General features: G+C 64.2%; 18 protein-coding genes. 11 read left to right on the forward strand and 7 right to left on the reverse strand.

The features are described 5' to 3' along the window. Positions 1 to 187: 187 nt before the first annotated feature. The 5 genes from B3P22_RS07785 to B3P22_RS07805 form a co-directional block, all read right to left on the reverse strand. Entirely contained in the window at positions 188 to 5,029 is a 4,842-nt protein-coding gene (locus tag B3P22_RS07785) for an NAD-glutamate dehydrogenase (RefSeq protein ID WP_296270586.1), read from the reverse strand. Between the two features lie 279 nt (positions 5,030 to 5,308). Beyond that, entirely contained in the window at positions 5,309 to 6,613 is a 1,305-nt protein-coding gene (locus tag B3P22_RS07790) for a TRAP transporter large permease (RefSeq protein ID WP_296270587.1), read from the reverse strand. A gap of 58 nt (positions 6,614 to 6,671) precedes the next feature. Further along, complete coding sequence (locus B3P22_RS07795) at positions 6,672 to 7,178, reverse strand: TRAP transporter small permease (protein ID WP_197857951.1); 507 nt, start codon at positions 7,176 to 7,178, stop codon at positions 6,672 to 6,674. 66 nt (positions 7,179 to 7,244) lie between these two features. Further along, complete coding sequence (locus tag B3P22_RS07800; protein ID WP_296270588.1) at positions 7,245 to 8,222, reverse strand: TRAP transporter substrate-binding protein; 978 nt, start codon at positions 8,220 to 8,222, stop codon at positions 7,245 to 7,247. Positions 8,223 to 8,430: 208 nt separating this feature from the next. Next, the gene (locus tag B3P22_RS07805) at positions 8,431 to 9,375 is read right to left on the reverse strand and encodes a LysR family transcriptional regulator (RefSeq protein WP_197857949.1); all 945 of its coding nucleotides are present in this window, start codon (positions 9,373 to 9,375) and stop codon (positions 8,431 to 8,433) included. Between the two features lie 271 nt (positions 9,376 to 9,646). Between B3P22_RS07805 and B3P22_RS07810 the strand changes: the two genes are divergently transcribed. Both B3P22_RS07810 and B3P22_RS07815 read left to right on the forward strand, forming a co-directional pair. Continuing rightward, positions 9,647 to 10,870 carry an OprD family porin gene (locus tag B3P22_RS07810; RefSeq protein ID WP_296270589.1) on the forward strand — a complete coding sequence of 408 codons (1,224 nt, stop codon included), beginning with the start codon at positions 9,647 to 9,649 and terminating at the stop codon, positions 10,868 to 10,870. A gap of 138 nt (positions 10,871 to 11,008) precedes the next feature. Next, the gene (locus B3P22_RS07815; RefSeq protein WP_296270590.1) at positions 11,009 to 12,892 is read left to right on the forward strand and encodes a methyl-accepting chemotaxis protein; all 1,884 of its coding nucleotides are present in this window, start codon (positions 11,009 to 11,011) and stop codon (positions 12,890 to 12,892) included. A gap of 50 nt (positions 12,893 to 12,942) precedes the next feature. On the opposite strand, the gene B3P22_RS07820 is transcribed toward B3P22_RS07815, so the two are convergent. After that, complete coding sequence (locus B3P22_RS07820; protein WP_296270591.1) at positions 12,943 to 13,884, reverse strand: TRAP transporter substrate-binding protein; 942 nt, start codon at positions 13,882 to 13,884, stop codon at positions 12,943 to 12,945. Positions 13,885 to 14,273: 389 nt separating this feature from the next. Between B3P22_RS07820 and B3P22_RS07825 the strand changes: the two genes are divergently transcribed. The 9 genes from B3P22_RS07825 to B3P22_RS07865 all read left to right on the forward strand — a co-directional run bounded on the left by B3P22_RS07825 (position 14,274) and on the right by B3P22_RS07865 (position 23,734). Next, entirely contained in the window at positions 14,274 to 15,026 is a 753-nt protein-coding gene (locus B3P22_RS07825) for a 5-oxoprolinase subunit PxpA (RefSeq protein ID WP_143497831.1), read from the forward strand. Next, complete coding sequence (locus B3P22_RS07830; RefSeq protein WP_296270592.1) at positions 15,023 to 15,736, forward strand: 5-oxoprolinase subunit B family protein; 714 nt, start codon at positions 15,023 to 15,025, stop codon at positions 15,734 to 15,736. The genes B3P22_RS07825 and B3P22_RS07830 overlap by 4 nt, the downstream gene beginning before the upstream one ends. Continuing rightward, positions 15,733 to 16,662: a biotin-dependent carboxyltransferase family protein gene (locus tag B3P22_RS07835; RefSeq protein WP_296270593.1), complete on the forward strand. Its 930-nt coding sequence runs from the start codon at positions 15,733 to 15,735 to the stop codon at positions 16,660 to 16,662. Before B3P22_RS07830 ends, B3P22_RS07835 begins: the two co-directional genes overlap by 4 nt. Before the next feature lie 184 nt (positions 16,663 to 16,846). After that, positions 16,847 to 17,806, forward strand: coding sequence for an AAA family ATPase (locus tag B3P22_RS07840; protein ID WP_013716305.1), 960 nt, complete (start codon positions 16,847 to 16,849; stop codon positions 17,804 to 17,806). Positions 17,807 to 17,904: 98 nt separating this feature from the next. Next, positions 17,905 to 18,852: a DUF58 domain-containing protein gene (locus B3P22_RS07845; RefSeq protein ID WP_296270594.1), complete on the forward strand. Its 948-nt coding sequence runs from the start codon at positions 17,905 to 17,907 to the stop codon at positions 18,850 to 18,852. Next, positions 18,849 to 19,343 carry a DUF4381 domain-containing protein gene (locus B3P22_RS07850; RefSeq protein WP_296270595.1) on the forward strand — a complete coding sequence of 165 codons (495 nt, stop codon included), beginning with the start codon at positions 18,849 to 18,851 and terminating at the stop codon, positions 19,341 to 19,343. Before B3P22_RS07845 ends, B3P22_RS07850 begins: the two co-directional genes overlap by 4 nt. Next, positions 19,336 to 20,340 carry a vWA domain-containing protein gene (locus B3P22_RS07855; protein ID WP_275546240.1) on the forward strand — a complete coding sequence of 335 codons (1,005 nt, stop codon included), beginning with the start codon at positions 19,336 to 19,338 and terminating at the stop codon, positions 20,338 to 20,340. Before B3P22_RS07850 ends, B3P22_RS07855 begins: the two co-directional genes overlap by 8 nt. After that, positions 20,337 to 22,097: a VWA domain-containing protein gene (locus B3P22_RS07860; protein WP_296270596.1), complete on the forward strand. Its 1,761-nt coding sequence runs from the start codon at positions 20,337 to 20,339 to the stop codon at positions 22,095 to 22,097. The genes B3P22_RS07855 and B3P22_RS07860 overlap by 4 nt, the downstream gene beginning before the upstream one ends. Next, positions 22,094 to 23,734, forward strand: a complete 1,641-nt coding sequence (locus B3P22_RS07865) for a BatD family protein (protein ID WP_296270597.1) — start codon at positions 22,094 to 22,096, stop codon at positions 23,732 to 23,734. The genes B3P22_RS07860 and B3P22_RS07865 overlap by 4 nt, the downstream gene beginning before the upstream one ends. Before the next feature lie 507 nt (positions 23,735 to 24,241). Here B3P22_RS07865 and B3P22_RS07870 read toward each other — a convergent pair. Next, on the reverse strand, positions 24,242 to 26,596 hold the full coding sequence (locus B3P22_RS07870; RefSeq protein WP_296270598.1) for an efflux RND transporter permease subunit: 2,355 nt from the start codon (positions 26,594 to 26,596) through the stop codon (positions 24,242 to 24,244). Positions 26,597 to 26,599: the final 3 nt, after the last annotated feature.

Here is a 26,599-nt window from a genome sequence, read left to right on the forward strand (position 1 = left end):
GGCCGCGATATTTCTTCTGCACCCTGTTCGCGGACAAGTCCGCTCCTCACAGAGCCCGCCCTCGCCGTCTGTTCCCACAAGGCTGCGGCTACAAATCCGCCATTACTGTCAGCGCGCCCAGCTTCCTTCGCTCCCCAACAAAAAGAAGCCCCGCACTTGGCGGGGCTCTTTCATTTCAGCGGACGCCTCAGGCGCTTTGCGCCAGGTCCATCAACTCACGGTTGGCCACCGCATACATGGCGTAGTCGGTGCCGGTCGCAGAGCGCAGCTCGGCCAGCATCGCCTTCCAGCGGTCGACCAGGCGTTGATGCTGATCGAGCCACAGGGCCACGCGCGCCTCAATCTCCTGCGGCCCCTCGGCCATCTGCAGCACCGACACGGTGATCGCTCGCTGCTGCCAGTCCAGATCGTCACGGAAGGCTTCGCGAGCCAGCGCCTGCCAGTTGTTCTCCACCGGCAGGTTGGTAATCTGCTGCAGGTACCAGGACAGCTCCAGCGCACCGCCAACGGCGAAGTAAGCCGTCGCCACTTCACTGGTGTCCTTGCCGGTGACGTCCGCGGCTTCGATGATCGGCAGCAGCGTATACAGGTGGCTGGTGCCGGCGACGACGCGCGCCAGCTCCTCCGGCGTGCCGGCTTCGACGAAGCTCTGGTAACGCGCCAGCCACTGCTCGCGAGCCGGGCCTTCGAGCAGCTCGTCCAGACGACCGACCAGCGCTTCGATACGCGGTGTGAAATGTGCCACATCGCGGGCGGCGTCCAGCTCGTTACGGCGGCTGCGCAGGAACCAGCGGGTGGCACGACGGCCCAGACGCATCAGCTCGTCCATCAGCTGCAGTTGCAGCTCGGCCGGCACCTTGTAGTCCAGCGCCTCGATCTGTGCCCACCAGTGCGGCAGGCGGAACAGATCACGCACGATGACGTAGGCGCCGGCGACGTTGGCCGCGCTCATGCCGGTGGACTCCTTCAGGCGCTGCACGAAGGTGATGCCCATGTGGTTGACCAGGTCGTTGGCGATCTGCGTGCTGACGATCTCGCGCTTGAGGCGATGACGGCGCATGGCGTCGCCGAATTTCTCGGTGAGGATTTCCGGGAAGGCGGTCTCCATCTCGCGCGCCAGGTAGTCGTCGTCCGGCACCAGGGACTTGAGCAAGGATTCCTTGAGGTCGATCTTGCTGTAGGAGATCAGCACCGATAGCTCCGGGCGGGTCAGGCCCTGGCCGTTGGTGGCGCGCTCGTTCAGCTCCTCGTCCGAGGGCAGGAACTCCAGGGCGCGGTCCAGCTTGCCGGCGCTTTCCAGTGCATTCATCAGGCGCTTGTACTCGCCGACGCGCTCGCGGGCGCGACGCTCGGCCAGTGACAGCGCCTGGGTCTGCTTGTAGTTGTTGCCCAGCACCAGCTCGGACACGTCATCGGTCATCTCGGCCAGCAGCTTGTTGCGCTGCTTCTCGGTCATGTCGCCACCGGAGACGATCTCGCCCAGCAGAATCTTGATGTTCACTTCGTGGTCGGAGCAGTCCACGCCACCAGCGTTGTCGATGAAGTCGGTGTTGCTGGCGCCGCCATGCAGGCCGAACTCGACGCGGCCGAGCTGGGTCATACCCAGGTTGCCACCCTCGCCCACCACCTTGGCGCGCAGTTCACGACCGTCCACGCGCAGCGCATCGTTGGCCTTGTCGCCGACGTCGGCGTGGCTTTCCTTGCTGGACTTGACGTAGGTGCCGATGCCGCCGTTCCACAGCAGGTCGACCGGGGCCTTGAGCAGCGCGTTGAGCAGCTCGGTGGGCGCCAGCTTGTCGGCCGTGATGTCGAAGCGCGCCTTCATCTGCGGGGTGATGGCGATGCTCTTGGCGCTGCGCAGGAAGATGCCGCCACCTTCGGAGATCAGCTTGCTGTCGTAGTCGGCCCAGCTCGAACGCGGCAACTCGAACAGGCGCTTGCGCTCGGCGAAGCTTTTGGCCGCGTCCGGGTTCGGGTCGATGAAGATGTGCAGGTGGTTGAACGCCGCCACCAGCTGGAGGCTTTGCGACAGCAACAGGCCGTTGCCGAAAACGTCGCCGGCCATGTCACCGATGCCGATCACGGTAACGTTGTCCTTCTGCACGTCGATGCCGCGCTCGCGGAAGTGACGCTGCACCGAAACCCAACCGCCCTTGGCGGTGATGCCCATGCCCTTGTGGTCGTAACCGGCCGAGCCGCCTGAGGCAAACGCGTCGCCGAGCCAGAAGCCGTACTCGGCAGCGATGCCGTTGGCGATATCGGAGAAGGTCGCGGTGCCCTTGTCCGCCGCCACCACTAGGTAGGGGTCGTCAGCGTCGTGACGCACCACATTCTGCGGCGGCACCACTTCGCCTTCCTTGAGATTGTCGGTGATGTCCAGCAGGCCGCTGATGAAGATGCGGTAGCAGGCGATGCCCTCGGCCATCACCTCGTCACGCGAACCGCCGACCGGCATACGGCGCGGCACGAAGCCGCCCTTGGCGCCCATGGGTACGATCACCGCGTTCTTCACCTGCTGCGCCTTGACTAGGCCGAGCACTTCGGTGCGGAAGTCCTCTTCGCGATCCGACCAGCGCAGGCCGCCGCGAGCAACGTCGCCGAAGCGCAGGTGCACACCCTCGACGCGCGGGCTGTAGACGAAAATCTCGAACTTCGGCACCGGCCGCGGGATTTCCGGAATCAGGCGCGGGCTGAGCTTGAAGCTGAAATAGGACTTGGCCGCGCCACTGGCATCGGCCTGGAAGAAGTTGGTGCGCAGGGTCGCCTTGATCAGGTCCAGGTAGCGGCGCAGGATGCGGTCTTCGTTGAGCACGGCGACGTTGTCCAGCGCAGCCAGGATGGCCTGCTCGAGCTTCTGCTGTTTGTCTTCCAGGTCCTCGGCGGTGAGCTTGCGCGCGAGGTAGAAACGGGTGCGGAACAGACGCACCAGCTCCTTGGCGATATCGGCGTGGTTGATCAGGGTCGAGGCGATGTAGCTCAGATCGAAGCCCAGGCGAATCTGCTTGAGATAGCGGGCATAGGCGCGCAGCAGCGCCACCTCGCGCCAGGGCATGGCGGCGGTGAGCACCAGGCGGTTGAACGCATCGTTCTCGGCATCGCCGCCGACGATATGGATGAAGGCGTCCTGCAGGGTGTCGTTGAGCTGCTGGATATCGACGTCGAGCCCTTCGGCGTAGGTGAAGGCGAAGTCATGAATCCAGAACTCGCGACCATCGGCACGACGCAGCTTGTAGGGGAATTCGCCGAGCACACGCAGGCCGAGGTTCTCCAGAATCGGCAGCACGTCGGACAGCGGCAGCGGCGTGTCGGCGTGATACAGCTTGCAGTGCAGTTGCTGGTCGCCCTGCGCCAGCGGCTGGTAGAAGCTCATCACCAGCGGCTTGTCGTTGCTCAGGCTGAGCAGGTGCTGCATGTCCACCACGGCCGAATGCGGGGCGAAACGCTCGCGATAGCCGGCGGGGAAGCCGCCGGGGAAATCGGCCAACACACTGGTGCCCTGGGCTTCGCCGAGGCTTTCCACCATCAGGCCGGCATAGTCGTCCTTCCACGAACGGCAGGCCTGAACGACTTCCTTCTCCAGACGCACCGGGTCGATCTGGGTCTTGTTCTTCGGGTCGACGCGCAGGATGAACTGCACCCGCGCCAGCACCGACTCGGAGAAGAAGGTCCAGAACTCGCAATCGGTGGCCTGTAGGCGCTCCATCAGCACCTGCTGGATCTTCATCCGCGTTTCGGTGGAGTAGACGTCGCGCGGCACGTAGGCCAGGCAGTAGCAGAAACGGCCGTACGGGTCGCGGCGCAGGAACACACGGATCTTGTTGCGCTCCTGGATCTGCACGATGGCCAGCGCGGTGTTGAACAGGTCGTCCACCGGTGTCTGGAACAGATCGTCGCGCGGCAGCACTTCCAGCACCTGGGCCAGTTCCTTGCCGAGGTGGGCACTGCTGTCGAAGCCCGAGCGCTGCTTGATCACATCCACCTTGCGGCGGATGTAGGGGATGTTCCACACGCTCTCGGCGTAGACCGCCGAGGTGTACAAGCCCATGAAGCGGCATTCCTTGACCACGTTGCCCTTGGCATCGAGTTCACGAATGGAGACGAAATCCGGGTAGGCCGGGCGATGCACACGGCTGGGCACCGCAGCCTTGGCGAACGACAGCAGCTGCGGTTCACGCAGGTAGGCCACCGCTTCCGGTTCGATATGCAGCTCCTCGGCGGACAATCCGGTGCGCAGGCGCTTGGACAGGCCGAGCAGGGATTTCTCGTCATAGACCATGGTGCCGCCATCGGCGGTCGGCGCGACGGTGAACTCTTCGTAACCGAGGAAGGTGAAGTGGTTGTCCAGCAGCCAGTTGAGGTAGACCTTGATTTCATCCAGCTCGGTCTTGTCCACATTGAGCTTGGCGCGATCCAGCCAAGCCAGCAGCTCGCGTGCCTTGGCCTTCATCGGCTGGAAGTCGGCGACGCTCATGCGCACGTCGCCGAAGACCTCATGGATGGCTTTCTCCAGGGTTTTCAGCTCGGCAGCGCTGGAGCAGCGGTCGATCTCCAGGAACATCAGCGCTTCCTGCAGCACGCCCTCGCCCTGGGTGCCGCGCGGCAGAATTTCCAGCAACTGACCGTTCTGGTCACGTCGCACGCTGAATACGCTGTTCTGCAGTGTGTGAATGCTGTAGCCGTGGCGGTTGAGCTCCATGCGCACCGAGTCGACCAGGAACGGAATGTCGCCATGCAGGATTTCCACCGCGGTGTGGGTGGACTGCCAGCCGTGCTTCTCGTAATCGGGATTGAAGGCGCGCACTTGCGGCTTGGCGTGATCGAACTGCTCCAGCATGCGCCAGGCCGACAAGGTGGAACCGACCAGATCGGACAGGCGCCGCTGGGTCAGCTCCTCGAGGGCGACGATGCCGAAGAACTGTTCGGCGAAAAGGACGACTTGAGGTAATGCCTGCTCACTCACGTGCTGTGCCAGGGCCGCTTGCAGTTGGTGCTGGAAGTCGGCTTTGCTGGCCGCCGTAAAGAACGCCATGGTTTTGCTCCATTGGGCTGGTGGTTCGACAGGACGTCTGGATCGCTGCCGCTGGGTGTTAGTTCAACGTTAGTCCATGAAGCGACAATGACACTTGCGAGTCGCATGCGGACCGGCGAAAGGAGCGACCGACTGGTCACATATAGCCGACGAGCTTAACGAGGGACACCGGAAGGCCGCTTGCGACGCTGCGACATTTTCTTTCAAGGCTGCACCGATACGGTGCAAAAAGAGAAGCCATGGCCCGCCACCAGAGAGCGAATGAGCCATGGCGAGAGGTCAGGCGCCGCGCATGGCTTCGGGCAGCGCCAGCACGATCTGCGGGAACAGGGTGATGAGGATTGCCGCCAGCACCAGCAGCAGGAAGAACGGAAAACTGGCGCGCGCAACGGCGCCCAGGTTGCGCCCGGTCAGGTTCTGGATGACGAACAGGTTGAACCCCACTGGTGGGGTGATCTGCGCCATTTCCACCACCAGGATGACGAAGATGCCGAACCACAGCAGGTCGATCCCTGCGGCCTGCACCGCCGGCAGAATCACTGCAGTGGTAAGCAGGATGATGGAGATGCCGTCAAGGAAGCAGCCCAGGGCGATGAAGAACAGCGTCAGCGCCAGCAGCAACAGGTAAGGCGAAAGCTGCTTGGCGATGATCCAGTCGGCCAGCGCCGCCGGCAGGCCGGTGAAACTCATGGCCGAGGTCAGGTACGCCGCACCGAGCAGGATGAAGAAGATCATGCACGACGTGGACACCGCCCCCATCAGACTGGCCATGAAGGTTTCACGAGTCAGCGCACCTGAGCAAAGCGCGATCAGCAGCGCGCCAACCACGCCAACTGCAGCCGCCTCGGTGGCCGTGGCGATGCCACCGTAGATCGATCCGATCACCGCGACGATCAGGCCCAATACCGGAATCAGCAGTTTGGCCCGACGCAGTTTGTCCAAGAACGGCAGGCGTTCGCCCTCTTCCGGCAGCTTGCTGCGATTGCAGGCGGCCCAGAGCATCAGGTAGCCGCTGAAGATGGCCAGCAGCAACAGCCCCGGCAGGATGCCCGCGATGAACAGGCGCGAGATCGAGACCTGCGCCGCCACACCGTAGACGATCATCATGATCGAAGGCGGGATCAGCAGGCCGAGCGTGCCGGCACCGGCCAGCGAGCCCATGGCGATGGACTCGGGGTAGCCGCGCGACTTCAGCTCCGGTAGGGAGATACGGCCGATGGTGGCCGCCGTCGCTGCGGAAGAGCCGCTGACCGCCGCGAACATGCCGCAGCCGAACACGTTGACGTGCAGCAACCGCCCCGGTAGCCCACGCATCCAGGGCGCCAGACCGTTGAACATGTCTTCGGAAAGTCGGGTGCGATAGAGAATCTCGCCCATCCAGATGAACAGCGGCAGTGCCGTCAATGTCCAGCTGGCGCTGGAAGCCCAACTGGTGGAAGCGAGAATCGAGCCGGCCGGCGCACCACCGAACAGCTCCATGCCGATGATGCCGACGCCAAGCAACGACAGGGCAACCCAGACGCCACCGCCAAGCAGCACGAACAGCGCCAGCAGCAGGGTGATTGTAATGATTGTGTAGTCCACGGGTTCACTCACGAATGCAGTGCGGCGATGGCCGCAATTAAAGGTCGAGCGCGCAGGCTCACTCGCTCATCGCCGTGCCGGCTTCGGCAGCTTCGAAGCGCTTGCCCTGGCAGGTCAGCACCAGGCGCTCGGCCATCGCCACCACCAGAATCAGCGTGCCAAGCAACATCGGCAGCTGCGGCAACCACATCGGAATCGGCAGCAGACCGGAAGACACCTCCTTGAACTCGTAGGACTCCAGAACGAACAACGCGCAGTACCAGGCCATATAGCCGGCGATACCCAGACCAACCAACGTGGCCAGCACATCGATCACGCGCCGGCCGCCAGCAGGCAGCAGCCGCAACATCAGTTCCACGCGGATGTGCGCGCCGCGCTGTAGCGCGTAGGGCAAAGCGAGAAACCCCGACGCAGCCATCGCGTAGGCGGCGAACTCATCGGCAGCGGGCACCATGGTGCCCAACTGGCGGGCGACGATCTGCGCCACGACGAGCAGGCAGATCAGGACGAGAAACACACCGGACAACCATCCGGACAGGGTGTAGAGCTTGTGCAGTGGGGTCATGAACTACGGGCTCCCTGGGCAAGCCACAAGAAAAGCCCGCCGCAATCAGCGCGGCGGGCAACAGGATCAACGCTGGTAGCTATCGAGAATCGCCTTGCCATCGGCTCCGGCGCGCTTGAGCCACTCTTCGGTCATGGTCTGACCGATCTGCTCGAAGCCGCTCTCCACCGCCGCGGGCGCCTGCTCGGCCACCTGCATGCCATTGTCGGCCAGGGTCTTGACCAGCTCACCGGTCTTCTCCTGGGCAATCGCCCAGCCACGTTCCTCGGCACGCTTGGCCGCCTCCAGCACCGCTGTCTGGGTCGCTTCCGGCAGGCGGGCGAAGGCACGGGCGTTGACGATGACGAAGTTCTTCGGAATGAAGGCCTTGACGTCATAATAGTAGGAGGAGAAATCCCAGGCCTGGGAGTCCACGCCAGTGGTCGGCGACGTGAGCATGCCGTTGATCATGCCGGTGCTGAAGGCCTGCGGGATTTCGCCGGTCTGGATGACCGTCGGCACGGCTCCCATCAGCTCGGTCATGCGCGAGGTGGCCGGGTTGTAGGCTCGGAATTTCATGCCCTTGAAGTCATCCATGCTAGTCACCGGCGTTTTGGTGAAGATGCTCTGCGGCGACCAGGGCATGGCGTACAACAGCTTGATGCCCTGCTTGTTCAAGCGCTCTTCCACCGCCGGGCGGCTCGCCGCCCACAGGGCCAGGGCCTGCTCGTAGTTGCGCACCAGGAACGGCACGCTGTCGATCTCGAAGATCGGATCTTCGTTGCCCAGCACCGACATCAGTACGTCACCCACCTGCACCTGGCCGGTCTGCACGGCGCGCTTGACCTCCGGACGCTTGAACAGCACCGAGTTGCCGTGCACACGAATCTGCAGCTCGCCATTGCTGGCCTTCTCCACATCCTGGGCGAACTCCTTGGCCACGGTGGTGATGAAATTGCCGTCGGGGTTCTCGGCGGTCATGTTCCAGCGTTCGGCGGCCTGGGCGCCGAAGCCCAGTGCGCAAGCCAGGGCGGTCATGGCGAAACGCGATGCGATGCTTTTCATGGTGCTCTCCTGTTCATTGTTTTTTGTGCGCCGCATGGCGCGGCTGGAAGACGATTTCGAGTCTCAGCGCATCGCCCTACCCTGTCCAACTAGAAAAACCGGAGGCGCATGATCGGAAATCGTTATGGGATGAAAGGGGGCATTTCTGCTGCGAATGCACCAGCAGCGGGCAACCGTTTCCGGGCCCGCAGCCGTTCGATGAAGGTGTTCAGGCGCTCTGCTGCTCAGGCGCTGGCGCGACTCGCGCCATGCAGGCCTCGCCCATTTCCTCGGCGTAGACATCGAGTGCTTCGCAGGCCAGGGCGATGATGTCTTCACTGAGTTCCAGGCCCACGCCCGTGCGCCAGGTGGCGACCACCGGCAAGGGCGGCGGCTCGGGTACCTCGTCGAGAATGGTCAGCAGCCCCTGCTTGAGTTCGTCATGCACCAGCGCCGGCGGCAGCGCGCCGATGCCGAAACCATCACGGATAAGACGGGTCATCGCGGCGATGGAATTGACGCAGTTGATGCGTGGCGCACTGACGCTGCCGGCATGCAGCAGGTTGAGAATGTCCTGATGCGGTCGCGAATTCTTCGAGAAGGTGATGATGCGCTCGCGGGCCAGTTCCTCCATCGAGGCATAGCTGCGGTGGTACAGCGAGCCGGTCGGCACGATCCAGCGCACTGGAAAGGCAGCCAGCTCCAGATTGCGCACGCTGTCGCCGTTGACCATGTCGGTCTGGAACACGATATCCAGATAGCCCTTGAGCAATTGCTCGTTGAGGTTGCGCGCGGTGTCGGCCGTCAGTTCGATCTCCACCGCGGGGTAGCGCTCCATCACCCGTGTTACGAACGGACTCAACCAGGTGTGAATGACGGTATCCATCGCGCCGACACGTATGCGCCCCTGGATGTTGCCGGTGTCGCTGATCGACTGCTTCAGAGCCTGCATGGTGTCGATCATGCGCTCGGCATATTCGAGCACCTTCTGCCCTTCCGGAGTCAGCGATACGCCCTTTGAATCGCGCAGGAAAAGGCGGGTACCGAGTTCATCCTCGAGCGCAGCGATACGGCTGGAAATGGACGCCTGGGTGCTGAACAGCTTCTCGGCTGTCAGGCGGAAACTCTTGAGCCGTGCCACCCAAACGAAGGTTTCGAGAAATCTCAGGTTCATGCCGCAACGCCTCTTCGCAATGTTCTTCTCAGGGGCTGATTGGCAGCGCCCACGCTGCCTCAGGCGTAGCAGGTTGTATGCCAGAGGTTTTTCGCCCAGCCGATGAATTTTCCTATCGCTGGCCCCCTGTTTTTTCTCGTTGGACGCCGCCGAACAACGCTTTGAAGAATGGCGCCGCGCTCTGCGCAGACCACAACAACATCATTCAAAACGCGCTCTGCCAAGCAGCCGCTCACGTCGGCTGCGCGCTCCCAACAGGAGACACCGCACCATGAAACCCCATTACCCATTGGCATCCGCACTGCTGCTCGGCGGCGGCCTGCCAATCCTCGCGCATGCCGATTTCATCGCTGACAGCAAAGCCAGCGTCGAGATGCGCAACTTCTATTTCAACCGTGATTTCCGCCAGAGCGGCGCCCGTGACAAGGCCGAGGAATGGGCGCAAGGCTTTCTGCTGCGCATGGAGTCGGGCTACACCGAGGGCACCGTCGGTTTCGGTATCGACGCATTGGGGATGCTCGGCCTGAAACTCGATTCCGGCGACGGCACCGCTGGCAGCGGCCTGCTCCCGGCCGACCGTTCCGGCGGTTCGCAGGATGAGTACTCCAAGCTCGGCCTGACCGCCAAAGTGAAGGTCTCCAACAGCACGCTGAAAGCTGGCGCCCTGCACTTTCGCAGCCCGATCGTCTCGGCCAACGACTCGCGCCTGCTGCCGCAGACTTTCCAGGGCGCGCTGCTCAACGTTCAGGAGATCGACAACCTTACCCTGCAGGGCGGCAAGATCAACCGCATCAAGGCCAACAGCTCCACCGACTACACCGAGATGACCGGCAACCGCATCGGCGGCAGCAGCGACTCCTTCGTGTTCGGCGGCGGCGAGTACAAGATCACTCCGCAGCTTACGGCCGGCCTGCATTACGGGACCCTGGAGGACATTTACCAGCAGTACTACGGCACTCTGGTGCACGTACTGCCGCTGGGCGATGGCCAGTCGTTCAAGAGCGACCTGCGCTACTCGCAAAGCCGCGAGGACGGTAACTTCCGCGACCTCGACAACAAGGCCTTCGGCGCCATGTTCACCTACAGCCTGGGCGGTCACGCCTTCGGCGCGGGCTACCAGCGCATGAGCGGTGACGACCCGTTCCCGTACATCGCCAGCAGCGACCCGTTCCTGGTCAACTTCGTGCAGATCAACGACTTCGCCAACGTCGAGGAACGCTCCTGGCAGGTCCGCTACGACTACAACTTCGCCAGCATCGGCATACCCGGTCTGACCTTCATGACCCGCTATATCTCCGGTGACAACGTCGAAGTCGCCGGCCGTAGCAGCGAAGGCAAGGAATGGGAACGCAATACTGATATTGCCTACGTGGTGCAGAACGGCCCGCTGAAGAATCTGGGGCTGAAATGGCGTAACGCCACCGTTCGCTCCAATTTCGCCAACGATCTCGACGAGAATCGCCTGATTCTCAGTTATACCCTGCCGCTTTGGTAAGCACTCAACCGATGACGGGGCCCTCGCGGCCCCGTTCGCATTTCTCGGAAAGCAAGAAGGCCATAGACTTTTAATAAAGTTGTATGACAACTTGCCGATTCCTGAGAATCATCCTGAAGAAGATGGCGAGGCGTTATCGTGAGCTTTTTACTGTCCTGGCAACAAAAATTCCGCGCCCTTATCGCGCTCACCCTGATCAGCCTGATGCTCATGGCCATTGCCTCCCTGTGGGCCAGCCATAGCGTCAGCAGTGCATCACAGGCAAGGGAACAGGCAGCCGCCTACGCCAGCGCCAGTACCGAGCTGATGAACCACTGGTGGCGGCAGAACGCGTTGCGCCAGCAGATCACCCCAGAGCGGCAGCAAGCCTTCGATGAGGGCCTCGGTGAACTGCAGGAACTCGTCGGACAACTGTTGACACAAGCGCAAGCGTTGGAAGACGACGCCACCTTGCAGCATGCCCAGCAGATTCAGGCCGTGCTGCTGGAGGAGCTGGCCCAGCAGCGCCAATGGCTGAGCCTCAACCAGGCGCTGGGGCTGACGCCTTTTGAAGGCCAGCGCAAAATGCTGAGCGAGAAAGGCAAGGCTCTGGAGGCAATCAGTTTCGACCTGATCAAACCCTTCATTACCGGCGCCCTGAGCGGCCAGCGCGACTATCTGTCGACCTTCGACCCGGCGTTCGCGCAGATCGCCCTGACGGCCATCGGCAAGCTGCAGGAGCAGATCGCCGACCTGGAATGGCAGGACACGCCGATCGGCAAGAACGTGCAGGGCTACGCGCAGGCCTTCGCCGATGCCAATGGCAGCATCGAGCGCATCAATGCGACCAATCAGCACCTGCGCCAGCTCGGCGAGCAACTGCAGGCGCGTATCGATGAGCAGGCACAGGCCCTGCAAAGCGGCCTGTTGCTGCGCCGCACGCAGGAGGCCGAACAGGCGCGCCTGTCGGCACTGTGGGTGATGGGGCTGAGCTTCCTCGCCGTCGCCGCCCTGCTCTGCTTCACCCTGCTGCAAGCGTCACGCACCCTGGTCACTCGGCTGCGTAACGTCATTCAATTGCTCAGCCAGGTCGCCTCCGGCGATCTCACCGGCAAGTTGCCGGTGGGCAGCAACCCGCGCGACGAATTCAACCAGTTGGCCGACGCTGCCAATCGCATGATTCAAGGCATCGGCGGCATCGTTGCCGAAGTGGTGCGAGCCAATGGCGAACTGAGCCGCCTGCACAACCACCTGGGCGACGCCATGCGCCAGTTGGGCGACAACAGCACCCAGGTGGAGATGCAGACCGAGCAGGCTGCCTCGGCCTCGCACCAGATCAGCGCCACTCTCAACGACATGGCGCAGCGTACGGCCGAAGTCGGCAGCGCCACCACCAGCGCCTACGATGCCGCGCGCAATGGCGGCGAAGTGATAGCTGCCAGCGTCGACAGCATGAGTCGCCTGGCGCAGCTGATCCAGGACACCCACAGTCAGGTCGACGCCCTTGGCCAGAGCAGTGCACGGGTCAACGGTATCGTCGACGTGATCAACAGCCTCGCCGATCAGACCAACCTGCTCGCGCTCAACGCGGCCATCGAGGCTGCCCGTGCCGGCGAGGCCGGTCGAGGCTTCTCGGTGGTCGCCGATGAGGTGCGCTCCCTGGCGCAGAAGACCGTCGCGGCGACCACCGATATCAGCGCCATCGTCGGTGAGTTCCAGCAGCAGACCCGGCACATGCACCAATTGATGAGCAACGGCCTGAACCTGGCCGCCGACAGCGAACGACATGCCGCTCAGGTGGCCGATGCGATCACCTCCATCACCTCGGCGATGGAGCGATTGACCGGCGAAATGAACCAGGTGGTGGTGGCCATCGAAGAGGTCTCCACCACCACCGAGGACATCGCCGACAAGATCGAAACCATCCACGTACATACCGGACAGAGCAAGGAAATGCGCCACACTCTGGGCGGCCATACCGAGGGCCTGTCGTCCCAGGTCGACGCCCTCGGGCGCAGCGCCAGCCAGTTCCGCCTCGCCTGAGTACGGCGAGAGCCCGGTCGCAATGGCGACCGGGCATTCGCACGGGCCGGCTAACGCGGCTGCCCGTCGAGATACGCCTCGATAACCTGCGCGTGCTCTTCGCCGGCACGCGCCAGCCATTCCTCGGTAATCTGCTGGCCGACCTCGATCAGTTCCTGGCGCAGCTGCGGGTTGATCGCCTGCACCACGGTCATGCCACGCCTGGCGAGCATCCGCGTCTGATAGCCGGTCAATGCCCAGGACAACTCCCACCCCGCCCGCTCGGCCCGTTCACCGGCATGCAGCAGCGCCTGGCGCTGAGCCTCGGGTAGACGCTGGAAGGCGTGCTCGTTGACGATGACGATGTTCTTCGGGATAAAGGCGCGCACGTCGTAGAAGTGCGAGACGAAGTCCCAGGCGCGCAGGTCCATGCCTGTGGCGCTGGAGGTCAGCATGATATCCACCAGGCCATCGCGAAACGCCTGCGGCACATCCTCGGTGTTGATGGTCGTCGGCTGGGCATGGAGCAAATGGGCCAGGCGCGAGATGGTCGGGTTGTAGCTGCGAAAGCGCAGGTCGCGAACATCCTCGACGGCCTGCAGCGGGCGATTGCTGAACAGGCTCTGTGCCGGCCACGGCACGGCGTAAACCAGGCGCACGCCATCGGCCAGCAGGCGCTGCTCCACCGCCTCACGGCTTACCGCCCAGAGCTTGCGGGCCTGCTCGTAGTCGCTGGCGAGAAACGGCAGGCTGTCCAGCTCGAAAATCGGATCCTCATTGCCCAGCGCAGACATGAACACGTCGCCAAGCTGAATATCACCACGGGTCACCGCTGCCTTCACCTCAGGGCGGCGGTACAGCGTGGAGTTGGGGTGAACGCGAATGTTCAGCTGGCCGTTGGTCGCCTGGCGAACATTCCTGGCAAACTCCACCGCCACGCGACTGATGAAATTGCCGGCTGGCTGCTCCACCGACATCGACCAGCGTTCGCTGCCGTAAACGGGTAAAGCCATGGGTAGAGCGACAAGCAACGCGCAGAACGCGGACAGACAGGGTGCGGTCTTCACTGGGATTCCCCCGTAGACTGGTGGCCAGGTACTGAGTCGACTCGAAAGGAACGCAAAAGCCCCCGGGTGCGGGACACACCGGGGGTGCGCCAGAACGGCGCCAGGGAGCGTTCACCCGATTCACTGTCGAGCGCGACGGCCGCCACTGTCCAACGGGAAAAACCGGCGCCTGGCGATCAGAAAATCCGATGCCCGACACCATCAGCTTTTCCTATCTCCGGCGGATGTTTTTATTAGTTGGACGCCCCCAGGCGGCGTCGGAAAAATGAAGCCACTGCCAGAACAGCTCAAAGCTGTCGGACCCTATCCATGCACCTCATGATTAGGATGCTCACTTGAACAGCCTGCTTTTGAATTGCGACATCGGTGAAAGCTTCGGCGCCTGGACCATGGGCCTGGACGCCGAGGTCATGCCCTATATCGACTGCGCCAACATCGCCTGCGGCTTCCACGCCTCCGACCCCAGCGTGATGCGCAAGACCGTGGCCCTGGCCGTGGCCCACGACGTACGCATCGGTGCGCACACGGCCTATCAGGACCTGGTCGGTTTCGGCCGCCGTTCGATGGACTGCACACCGCAGGAGGTCGAAGACCTGATGCTCTACCAGATCGGCGCGCTGGAAGGCCTCTGCCGCAGCCAGGGCGCCCACGTCAGCTACGTCAAACCGCACGGCGCGCTGTATCAGGACATGATGCGCAAGCCGGCCACCCTGCGCGCGGTGATGAGTGCAGTCGCGAAGTACAATCGCCACCTGCCGCTGATGCTGATGTGCACCCGCGACAACAGCGCGGCGCAGGCACTCGGCGACGAATTCGGCCTGACCCTGTGGTTCGAGGCGTTCGCCGACCGCGCCTATGATGCCGCCGGCTTCCTGGTCAGCCGCAGCCTGCCGGGCGCCGTGCATCACGACAGCGAAGTGATCGTCAATCAGGCGGTCACCCTGGCACGTGGCGAGGCGCTGCAGACCAGCGACGGCAGCGCGCTGTATCTGAACGCGCAGACCTTGTGCGTGCATGGCGACAACGCCAGTTCGGTGGCTGCCGTGCAACGTATCCGGCAGGCCTTCGACGGCCTGACACAGGCATGAAGTCGCCCAACGCCCGGCTGGAAGTCGCCGGCATCGACAGCCTGATCCTGCGCCTGTTCGACCATATCGATGAAGCCAACATGCCGTGGATGCTGGCAGCGCGCACGCGCCTGCAGGAGGCATTCGGCAGTGCACTGCTGGACCTGGTGCCCTCCTACACCACGCTGCTGCTGCATTACGACCTGTGCCAGCTAGACAGCGAGCAGGCGCGAGCGAAGATCGCCGGGGCGCTCGATGGCTTGCAGCCTGCCGATCTGCACGGCGGCCGCGAGCACCAGTTGCCCACCTGGTACGACCGCAGCGTCGGCCCGGAGCTGCAACTGCTGGCCCGACGCAGCGGGCTGAGCGAAGCCGAAGTGATCGCCCGACACAGCGGCCATGCCTATCAGGTATTCGCCCTGGGCTTCGCCCCCGGCTTCGCCTTCATGGGCCTGGTCGAGGAAATCCTCGCAGCGCCGCGCCTGAGCACGCCGCGCAAGCGCATCGCCGCTGGCAGCGTCGGTATCGCCGAACGGCAGACGGCCGCGTACCCGGTGGTATCGCCCGGCGGCTGGAACCTGATCGGGCGCACGCCCAGTCGTCTGTTCGGCAGCGATATCGAAGGCTACAGCCTGCTGCAACCGGGTGACCGTGTGCGTTTCGTGCCCATCGAGCGCGCCGAATTCATCCGCCTCGGCGGCGACGACAGCCCGCTGGAGGCCAGTCAATGAGTGCCATCGATGGTGGCCTGCGTGTATTGCGCAGCAGCCCTTTCATTCAACTCCAGGATGCTGGCCGCTTCGGTGTGCGTCATCTTGGTGTGACCCAGTGCGGCGCCCTGGACTGGATCGCCCATCGCTGGGCCAACTGGCTGCTGGGTAACGCTCTTACCGCCGCGGTGGTAGAGATCACCCTGGGCAACGCCGAGTTCGAATGCACTCGCGACGCGACCCTCGCGCTGACCGGGGCCGATCTCGGCGCACGGCTGGATGACCAATTGCTGGCCCCTTGGCGCAGCTTCGAAGTGCGCAAAGGCCAGCGCCTGAGCTTCGCCCAGCCGCGCCAGGGCGCGCGTGCCTACCTGGCCGCACCAGGTGGATTCCAGGCGCCAGTGGTGCTTGGCAGTTGCGCGAGCATGCTGCGTGAAGGCCTAGGGGGTCTGCACGGCGATGGCCGCGCCATCGCTGTCGGCGATGCTCTGGGCTGGAGTGGCAATGCCGATGCAACACGGCAGATGCCCGCCGAGTTCATTCCCGAGTACCAGACCACGCCCCGCCTGCACTTGGTGCTGGGCGCGCAGATTGGCGATTTTCGCGGACAGAGCCTGTTCGATGCCTTCAACAGCGAGTGGCTGATCGACCAGCGCGCCGACCGCATGGGCATCCGTCTCAACGGTCCGCAGCTGCAATGCCAGCGTGGCTCGATGATCTCCGAGGGCATCCCTTTGGGCGCCGTGCAGGTGCCGCCGGACGGCCAGCCCATCATCCTGCTCAACGACCGCCAGACCATCGGTGGTTACCCGCGCCTGGGCGCACTGACGCCGCAAGCCGTGGCGCGGCTGGCGCAATGCCTGCCAGGCCAGACGCTGTACCTGACGCCCATCACGCAGGACAGCGCACAGTTTGCCCAGCGCCGGTTACTGATGCAGTGGCAATAAGCTCGCGCCCGTCCCGCCATCATTGATGGCGGGCATTTCAGCGCTAGCGACATACCTCGCATTTCTGCTGCCGGACGGTTCATGACCCGCGCCGCAGATAGCGGCTGAAGCGGCAAATGCATTAAAGTCGACGGTCTGCACGCGCGGCTTCGCAAGCCCGCTCATCCGCCACAAGAGCCCGACGATGGAACACCGTGAAGCGCTGGTCGCGTTACGCCAATTTCTCTCCACCCAGATTCTCGGCCAGGAAAAGCTTATCGAGCGTTTGCTGATCGCCCTGCTCGCCGACGGCCATCTGCTGGTCGAAGGCGCCCCCGGTCTGGCCAAGACCAAGGCGATCAAGGAACTGGCCGAAGGCATCGAAGGCGAGTTCCATCGCATCCAGTTCACCCCGGACCTGCTGCCTGCGGACATCACCGGCACCGAGATCTACCGTCCGGAAACCGGGAGCTTCGTGTTCCAGCAGGGGCCGATCTTCCACAACCTGGTGCTGGCCGACGAGATCAACCGCGCACCGGCCAAAGTGCAATCGGCACTGCTTGAGGCCATGGCCGAGCGCCAGGTCTCGGTCGGCCGCTCGACCTATGACCTGTCGCCGCTGTTTCTGGTCATGGCCACGCAGAACCCCATCGAGCAGGAAGGCACCTACCCGCTGCCCGAGGCCCAGCTCGACCGCTTCCTGATGCACGTGAAGATCGGTTTTCCTGACGCGGCGGTGGAGCGCAAGATCCTCGCCCAGGCCCGGGGCGATGCGCTCAATGGCGAGGTCAAACCCGAGCACCGGGTCAGCCAGCAGGCGGTGTTCGCCGCACGCAAGGAAATCCTCGGCCTGTACATGGCCGATGCGGTGGAGGAATACCTGGTGCAACTGGTGATGGCCAGCCGCACCCCGGCCAAGTTCGACGCCGAGCTGGCCGACTGGATCGCCTACGGCGCCAGCCCGCGCGGCTCCATCGCCCTCGACCGCTGCGCGCGTGCCCATGCCTGGCTGGCCGGACGCGACTTCGTCAGCCCGGAAGACATCCAGGCGGTGCTGTTCGACGTGCTGCGCCACCGCATCATCCTGTCCTTCGAGGCCGAGGCCTCGGGCGTCGATCAGGATCGCGTGATCCAGCGCATCCTCGACGTGGTGGCGGTGGCCTGATGCAGCCGCGCGCTCCGCGCTTGTCTTGCGTAGCCCGGATGCAATCCGGGACCGCTCGCGTGTCTTCCCCGGATTGCATCCGGGCTACGGACTGAAGTATGTCCAGCCCAACCCCGACACCCGGCATCCATATCGCCCTCGGCGAGCTCATCGACATGCGCCACAAGGTGCATGAAGTGCCGCTGTTCTCCACTCCGGCGCGGCGCAGCCCGCTGACCGGCCTGCATCACTCCAAGCTGCGTGGGCGCGGCGTGGACTTCGACCAAGTGCGCGTCTACCAACCGGGCGACGACGTGCGCACCATCGACTGGCGCGTCACCGCGCGCACCCAGGAGCCGCACACCAAGCTGTTCCATGAGGAGCGCGAGCGCCCCATCTTCATCATCAGCGAGCAGAGCCAACGCCTGTTCTTCGGCTCCGGCCTGTGCTTCAAGTCGGTGCTGGCCGCACGCGCCGCGGCGCTGATCGGCTGGGCCGCGCTGGGCCACAACGACCGTATCGGCGGCCTGGTATTCGCCGACAACGAGCATCATGAGGTCAAACCACGGCGCAGCAAGCAGAGCCTGCTGCAACTGCTCAACCTGCTGGCCCGCGCCAACCAGGCGCTCGGACCGGAGAGCCAGGCCAGTGCCGGCCGCGACAACTTCGGCCTGGCCCTGCGTCGCGCCCGCGAGGTGCTGCGCCCGGGCAGCCTGGTGATCGTACTGTGCGATGAGCGTGCCCTTAGCGACAATGCCGAGCAGCAACTGACGCTGCTCGCCCGCCACACCGATCTATTGCTGCTGCCGTTGTCCGATCCACTTGATCACGCCCTGCCGGCAGCTGGCCTGCTGCGCTTCACCCAAAATGGCGCGCAGCTTGAGCTCGACAGCCATAACGGCGATTTGCGTCAGGCTTATCGCGCCCAGGCGCAGGCGCGCGAGGCACTCTGGCAGCGTCTGGCGCAGAAACTCGGCGTGCCGCTGCTACCGTTGAGCACGCAGTTCGAACTGGTCGAGCAATTGCAGGAACAGCTCAGCCCCCTGCACGCGAGAAGATCCCTATGAACCCCATCGACCAGTTGCAGCCGCTGATCGACCCAGCGCCCGTGCCCTGGTGGCCGCCTGCACCGGGCTGGTGGTTGCTTGCCGTGCTGCTGCCGCTGCTGGGCTGGGGACTCTGGCGCGCGCTGCGCAACTGGCGGCGGTGTCCGCCCAAGATGACCACGCAGCAGGCGCTAGAGCCACTGCGCCAGGCGGCACTCGACGAGTTGGCCAGCTTGCGCAAACCCTACGACGGAGCACCTGCCGGCCCCTGGCTACAGCAGCTCAATGCCCTTCTCAAGCGCCTGTGCCGCGAACGCTACCCGGACAGCGCCAGCCACACCCTAAGCAGCCGCGCCTGGCTGGCCTTTCTCGACAACCGCTGCCCGGCAGCCGGCCTGACCCGCTGGATGATCCTCGTCGACGGCAGCTACAGGCCGCAATGCACGCTGAGCGACAAAGCCATCGTAGAACTCGATCAGGCCGTCGCCACCTGGATTCGCAAGCATGTTTGAGTTCGCCTGGCCCTGGGTCTTTCTGCTCGCGCCACTGCCCTGGCTGCTGCGTCTGCTGCTGCCCGCAGCCGACAGTGGTGATGCGGCGCTGCGGGTCGGTTTTTTGGACGAACTGCAGGCACTCAGCGGTCGCCGCGCCCGCGCCGCCCTGCCCAGCTGGCGCCAGCAAGCGCCGCTGGTGCTGCTCTGGTGCCTGCTGTTGTGCGCTGCGGCGCGGCCGCAATGGGTCGGCGAGCCGCTGCCGCTGCCAGCCAGCGGCCGTGATTTGCTGCTCGCGGTCGATGTCTCCGGCTCCATGGATTACGCCGACATGCAGTGGGACGACGAGCCGATCAGCCGCCTGGATCTGGTCAAACGCTTGCTCGGCGACTTTATCGAAGGTCGCCGTGGTGATCGCGTCGGCCTGATCCTGTTCGGCAGCCAGGCCTATCTGCAGGCACCGCTGACCTTCGACCGCCACACTGTGCGCACCTGGCTGGACGAGGCGCTGATCGGCATCGCCGGCAAGAACACCGCCATCGGCGACGCCATCGGCCTGGCAGTCAAGCGCCTGCGCCAACGTCCGGCGCAAAGCCGGGTGCTGGTGCTGATCACCGACGGCGCGAACAACGGCGGCGAAATCGATCCGCTGGTCGCCGCGCAACTCGCCGCCGATGAAGGTGTACGCATCTACACCATCGGCATCGGCGCCGATCCACAACAAAGCGGCGCGTACGGCAGCTTCGGCTTCAGCGCGCTGGACCTGGATGAGACCAGCCTGCGTGCGATCAGCGACACCACCGGCGGCGAGTATTTCCGCGCACGCAATCAGGCCGAGCTGCAGCAGATCGAGCTGACCCTCGACCGCCTCGAGCCGGTCGCCCAGCAACCCACCCTCGCCCGCCCTGCCCAGGCGCTTTACGCCTGGCCACTGACGCTGGCGCTGCTGGGCTCGCTGCTGCTGGTCGGCCAGGTGCTCTGGCCTGACTTGCTGCTGCGGCTAAGGAGACGGACATGAGCATGCTCTGGCCGGAATGGCTGCGTCCATTGTGGCTGCTGGCCGTACCCGTGCTGGCCTGGTTGCTCTGGCGCCTGTGGCATCGCGAGCGCCAGAGCGGGCGCTGGCAACTGTTGTTGCCGGCGGCGTTCCACCAGGCGCTGCTCAAGGGCGGCAGTGGCCGCTCCAGCAAATTGCCCTGGCTGGCACTCGGCCTGGCCTGGCTGCTGGCGGTGCTGGCGCTGCTCGGCCCCAGCTGGCAGCGCGTCGAGCAAAGCAACCAGAAGCCCGCCGATCCGTTGGTGATTCTGCTCGAACTGACCCCGCAAATGCTCGCCACCGACGGCCGCCCCAATCGCCTGGAACAGACCCGGCGCAAGCTGCTCGATCTGCTCGAGGCGCGCCGCGATGCGCAGACGGCGATCATCGTCTATGCCGGCAGTGCGCACAGCCTGGTGCCGCTGTCCGATGACCTGGCCACCAGCCGCAACCTGCTCGAGGCACTGAAACCCTCACTGATGCCCGAGCCGGGCCGGCGCGCCGACCTGGCCGTGGCGCGCGCACTGCAACTGCTCGACCAGGCGCAACTGGGTCAGGGTCGCCTGCTGCTGATCACCAGCGCCCTGGATGACGAGGAGCGCAGCGGCATCCAGCAAGCGCTGGCAAAGCGCTCGGTACCGCTGCTGGTGCTCGGCGTGGGCAGCCGTGAAGGCGCTCCGGTGGTGCAGGAGGACGGCAGCTTTCTCAAGGACTCGCGCGGCGCCATCCTGATCCCGCGCCTCGATGCCCATGGCCTGCGGGAAGCCGCCGAGGCTCATGGTGGCCGCTACGCGCCGATCCGCCTGGACGACGAAGACCTGCGCCGCCTCGGCCTACTCGACGGCCCGCAGGCCATGCGCGCCGCCGGGGAGCCGACACGGCTCGACAGCCGTATCGACCAGGGCTACTGGCTGTTGCTGCCGCTGCTGTTGCTGGCCGCCTGCGCCGGGCGCCGCGGCTGGCTGTTCTGCCTGCCGCTGTTGCTGATGCTGCCACCGCAAAGCAGCCAGGCCTTCGAGTTCGACGACCTCTGGCTGCGCCCCGATCAACAGGGCCAGCGCCTGCTGCAAGCTCAACGTCCGGCCGAGGCCGCGCAACGCTTCGTCGATCCACAGTGGCAAGGCAAGGCGCTCTACGAGGCTGCAGATTACTCAGCCGCTGCAGAACGTTTCGCCAAGGGCGACAGCGCTACCGACCATTACAACCGCGGCAACGCCCTGGCCAAGGCCGGAGAGCTGGAGGCAGCGCTGGATGCCTACGAGCAGGCGCTGGAGCGCCAGCCGGAGCTGGCCGCCGCGCAGTACAATAAGGCACTGGTGGAAGAAGCCCTGCGCCAACGCGACAATCAGCAGCAGAGCGGCAATGGCGATGCGGACGAGCAACAGGAGCCTGCCGACGAGCAGCCGCAGGCGAATGAATCTTCGGCCGGCCAGCCCGCCGAGGGCGCTACCGCGCAGCCGGCCCAAGCGGGCAGCAGCGGCGAGAACAGTGAAAGCAGCGAAACGCCGCGCAGCGCTAACGGCGCCGGCGAAGACGACACTCAGCCAGGCACCGACAATGAAACCCTGGACGCCGCGGAGCCCGTTGCGCAACCCCGTGCGGAAATCGACCTGGGCACCGCGGCCGAACGGCGACAAGCGCTGGAACAATGGCTGCGGCAAATCCCGGACGACCCGGCCGAGCTGCTGCGGCGCAAATTCTGGTATGAACAGCAACAGCGTCAGGACTCCAACCGATGAAGCATCTGCTCTCCCTGCTTCTTCTACTGCTCGCCGGGCAGGCTTGTGCCGAAGGCTTTTTCGCCAGCGTCGATCGCGCCCGCCTGAGCGAAGGCGAGACCGTGGTGCTGACGCTGGAGTCCACCGACCCGACCCGCTTCGGTCGCCCCGACCTGAGCCCGCTGGACAAGGACTTCGAGGTGCTCGGCAGCCGCCAGGTCAACCGCCTGAGCAGCATTGGCGATACGCCACGTGCCAGCACCCGCTGGATCCTCACCCTGCAACCGCGCCACAGCGGCGAGGTGATCATCCCGGCGATTCGCCTGGAGGATGCCGAAACCCTGCCCATTACGCTGAACGTCGAGGAGGCCGTCAGCGCTGGCGATGGCGACAAGCTGGCGCCGGTGTTCATCGATGCCAGCCTCGATCAGCCAAGCGTCTACGTACAGGCTCAGGCGGTGCTGACCCTGCGCATCTATCACTCGGTTTCGATGTATGACGACAGCAACCTGACGCCTCTGCGCATCGAGGACGCACGCGCCGAACAACTGGGCGAGCCGCGCACCTACGAGAAGAGCATCGGTGGTGTGCTGCACGGCGTGATCGAACTGCAGTACGCCATCTATCCGCAACGCAGTGGCCAACTGCTGATCCCCGGGCAGACCTTCAGCGCCACGCTGGTCGACCGCTCGCGCAATAATGACTTCCTGCCCTTCGGGCCGCGCTCCGGCAAGGTCACGCGGGTCAAATCGCCGGACATTTCCCTGCAGGTCAAACCCAAGCCCGCCGACTATCCCGCCGACGCGCCCTGGTTACCGGCGCGGGCCCTGGGCCTGGCGGAAACCTGGAACCCGCAGCCAGAGCAGAGCCAGGTCGGCGACTCGCTGACCCGCCGCCTGATTCTCAAGGTCGACGGCCTCTCCAGCGCCCAGCTGCCGCCGCTGCCAGCGACGCAGGTCGACGGCCTGCGGCGTTATCCGGATCAGCCGCAGATGGATGATCAGAAAAGCGAGAACGGCATCATCGGCACCCGCGAAGAACGCGAAGCGCTGGTGCCCAGCCGTGCCGGCAGTTTCGACCTGCCACCGCTGGAAGTGTTTTGGTGGAACACCCAGACCGACACGCTGGAACGCACCACACTTTCTGCCCGTACCCTGCAGGTTGCGGAGAACCCGCAGTTGCAGAACGACGAGCAACCCAACACGCCGATGGTGACGACGCAGGTGATCGAGGGGCCGGAACTCTGGCCCTGGCAACTGGCCTGCGCCCTGCTGGGCCTGACCACCCTGCTCGGCTTCGGCCTGTGGTGGCACGCGCGCCGGCAACCGGCGATCCAGCGCGCAGCGCAGGCGGGCCCGAGCCCGCGCACGCTGCTCGACGACCTCAAGCGTGCCTGTCAGGCTGGCGACGCCCAGGCGACCCGCCATGCCCTCGATGCCTGGGCGCGACAGCAACCGGAGACGCTCGCCGACATGGCGGCGCGCTACGTGCCGCTGTCGGACGCACTGGACGGCCTCAATGGCGCGCTGTACAGCGAAACGGGCCAGCAGTGGCAAGGCGAGGAGCTGTGGAAAGCGATTCGCAACCTGCCTGCCACGCAGGAACCAAGCGCTGCGCCGCAGGACAACAGTGCACTGCCGCCGCTGTACCCGCGCTAGCGGGTAAGCGCGTGCAGTCTTGTCGATTGTTTCAAGCGCTTGCCGGTGCGAGTGACTCGTATGGGCTGGCAAGGATCGCGGATAAATCCGCTCCTACAGGTACGTAGTAGGCCGCTGGATCTATGGAGATAGTAACCACGCTCTGCGTGGGCACCTGTTTTTGGCACGCTGCGCGTCGTGCTTGGCAGCACGGGATGTCTTACAGACCGTAGCGGACGCGAAGCGTCCTGGGCTGCACTCTCCCGCAGAGCGTGGGAACGATCGATCACGGCGCTGTGCCCATCAGGGCGGCGCCCTGGCCGGCAATCGAGCATTCGCCTGGTCGATAGCCGTAAACTCACTCACGCAGCCTGACCCTGGCCTTGTCGACATAATTGCCGGCGAAGCCCAGGATTTCATCCGGGCTACCGACTGGCTCGGGCAGGCCATGCAGCCGTCTCGTCACTGCAGAGCCTTAAAACAAAAAACCGCGGCCAGGGCCGCGGTTTTCGTTTTGCGCAAAGGGCATCAGCCCTTGGCGCGCAGCTTCTCTGGGTTGATCAGGAAGCGGGCCAGTGCCGGCAGCAGCCAGATCGCGCCGATCATGTTCCACAGGAACATGAAGGTCAGCATCAGGCCCATGTCGGCCTGGAACTTGATCGCCGAGAAGATCCAGGTCGCCACGCCGATGGCCAGGCAGACGCCGGTGAACAGCACCGCCTTACCGGTGGACTTCAGGGTCTCGTAGTAGGCTTCCTGCAGCGGCATGCCCTGACGCAGGTAGGTCTCCAGACGGCTGTAGATGTAGATGCCGTAGTCGACACCGATCCCCACACCCAGGGCGATCACCGGCAGGGTGGCGACCTTCACGCCGATGCCCATGAAGGCCATCAGCGCGTTGCCCAGCACCGAAGTCAGCACCAGCGGCAGGATCACGCAGAGGGTCGCCGCCAGCGAACGGAAGGTCAGCAGGCACATGATGCGCACCGCCGCATAGACCGCGATCAGCATGGTGGTCTCGGACGCCGCGATCACCTCGTTGGTGGCAGCCTCGATACCGGCGTTACCCGCTGCCAGTACCACCTGCAGCTCGTCGGTGCTGTGCTGCGCGGCGAACTCTTCGGCAGCGGCCACGGCGCGCGACAGGGTTTCGGCCTTGTGGTCCTCAAGGAAGATCAGCACCGGCGCAACCGAGCAGTCTGCGTTGTACAGGCCTTCAGCACGGGCGATGGAGTTGTTCAGCACGTCCTGATTGCGCGACAGGGTTTCCCATTTCAGGTTGCCCTCGTTCATGCCCTTGATCACCTGCTTGGACACGGTGACCATGGAGATGGCCGACTGCACGCCTGCGGTGTTCTCCATCTTCCACATCAGCTCATCCATGGCGGACAGCGCTTCGTAGGTGGAGCAGCCCTCGGTGGGCGTCTTGATCATCACCACCAGCACGTCGGAGCTGGTCGAGTAGTTGCGGATGACGAAGTCGTTATCCAGGTTGTAGCGCGAGTCCGGGTGCAGTTCCGGCGCACCCTGATCGAGGTCGCCGATCTTCAGGTTCTGCCCGTACCAGACACCGCCAGCCAGCGCCACCACGGCAACCACGACGGAAATGGGCGCGACCATCGGATGGGCGCAATTGGAAATCGCGCGCCAGAACGGATGATCCTTGGCAGCCTCTTCGCGGCTGATCTTAACCGCCTTCTGGCTGATACCGATGTAGGAAATCATCACCGGCAGCAGGATCAGGTTGGTCAGGATGATCACCGCAACGCCCATCGACGCGCCGATGGCCAGTTCGCGAATCACGCCGATATCGATCAGCAGCAGGGTCACGAAGCCGACCGCATCGGACAGCAGCGCCACCAGCCCGGGAATGAACAGCTGACGGAACGCCATGCGCGCAGCAGACAAGGCGTCAGTCGCCTCGCCGGACGCCATGGCGATGCCGTTGATCTTCTGCACACCGTGGGAAATACCGATGGCAAATACCAGGAACGGCACCAGCATCGAGTAGGGGTCGAGGCCGAAGCCCAGGGTATGCAGCAGGCCCAGCTGCCAGATCACCGCGATCAGCGTGGTGATGACCACTGCCAGGGTGCTCTTGAAGCAATGGGTGAACCACAGCAGCAGCACGAAGGTGATGCCGATGGCCACGGCGAAGAACAGTGCCACGCCCACCAGGCCGTCGATCAGGTCACCGACCTTCTTGGCGAAGCCGATGATGTGCACCTGGACATTGGGATTCTGCGCTTCGTACTTGTCGCGAATCTTCTCTTCCAGCTCGTGGGAGAACTTCTGATAGTCCAGTTTGATCAGCTTGCTCTGGTCGTTCGGGTCCGGATAGGACTCCAGCAGCGGGATATCGACGATGGTGGACTTGAAGTTATTCGCCACCAGACGACCGATCTGCCCGGACTTGAGAATGTTGCTACGCAGATCCTCGAGGCTGTCGGTAGAACCGTCGTAGGTCTGCGGGATCACCTCGCCACCGGCGAAGCCTTCCTCGGTCACTTCGGTCCAGCGCACGCTGGGGCTCCACAACGACTTCAGACCGGAGCGGTCGACGCCGGGGATGTAGAAGGCCTCGTCATGGATCTGCCGCAGCGTTTCCATGTAATCCTTGCTGAAAATGTCGCCATCGGTGGCTTCCACCGAGATACGCACCGTGTTGCCCAGGTTGGCCAGGTCGTTACGGTGTTCGAGCATCTTCTGGATGTACGGATGGCCCAGCGGGATCATCTTCTCGAAGCTGGTCTGCGGGCGTACCTGCGCAGCCTGATAGAACAGGAAGATGCTGATCAGCAGGCAGATCAGGATCACCGCCGGGCGATTGTTGAAAATCAGCCGCTCGAGGAAGGACGCGGGCTGTTGTTGATGCTTGGTCATGCA

The sequence above is a fragment of the Pseudomonas sp. UBA6323 genome (assembly GCF_002439135.1).
Taxonomy (GTDB): Bacteria; Pseudomonadota; Gammaproteobacteria; order Pseudomonadales; family Pseudomonadaceae; genus Aquipseudomonas.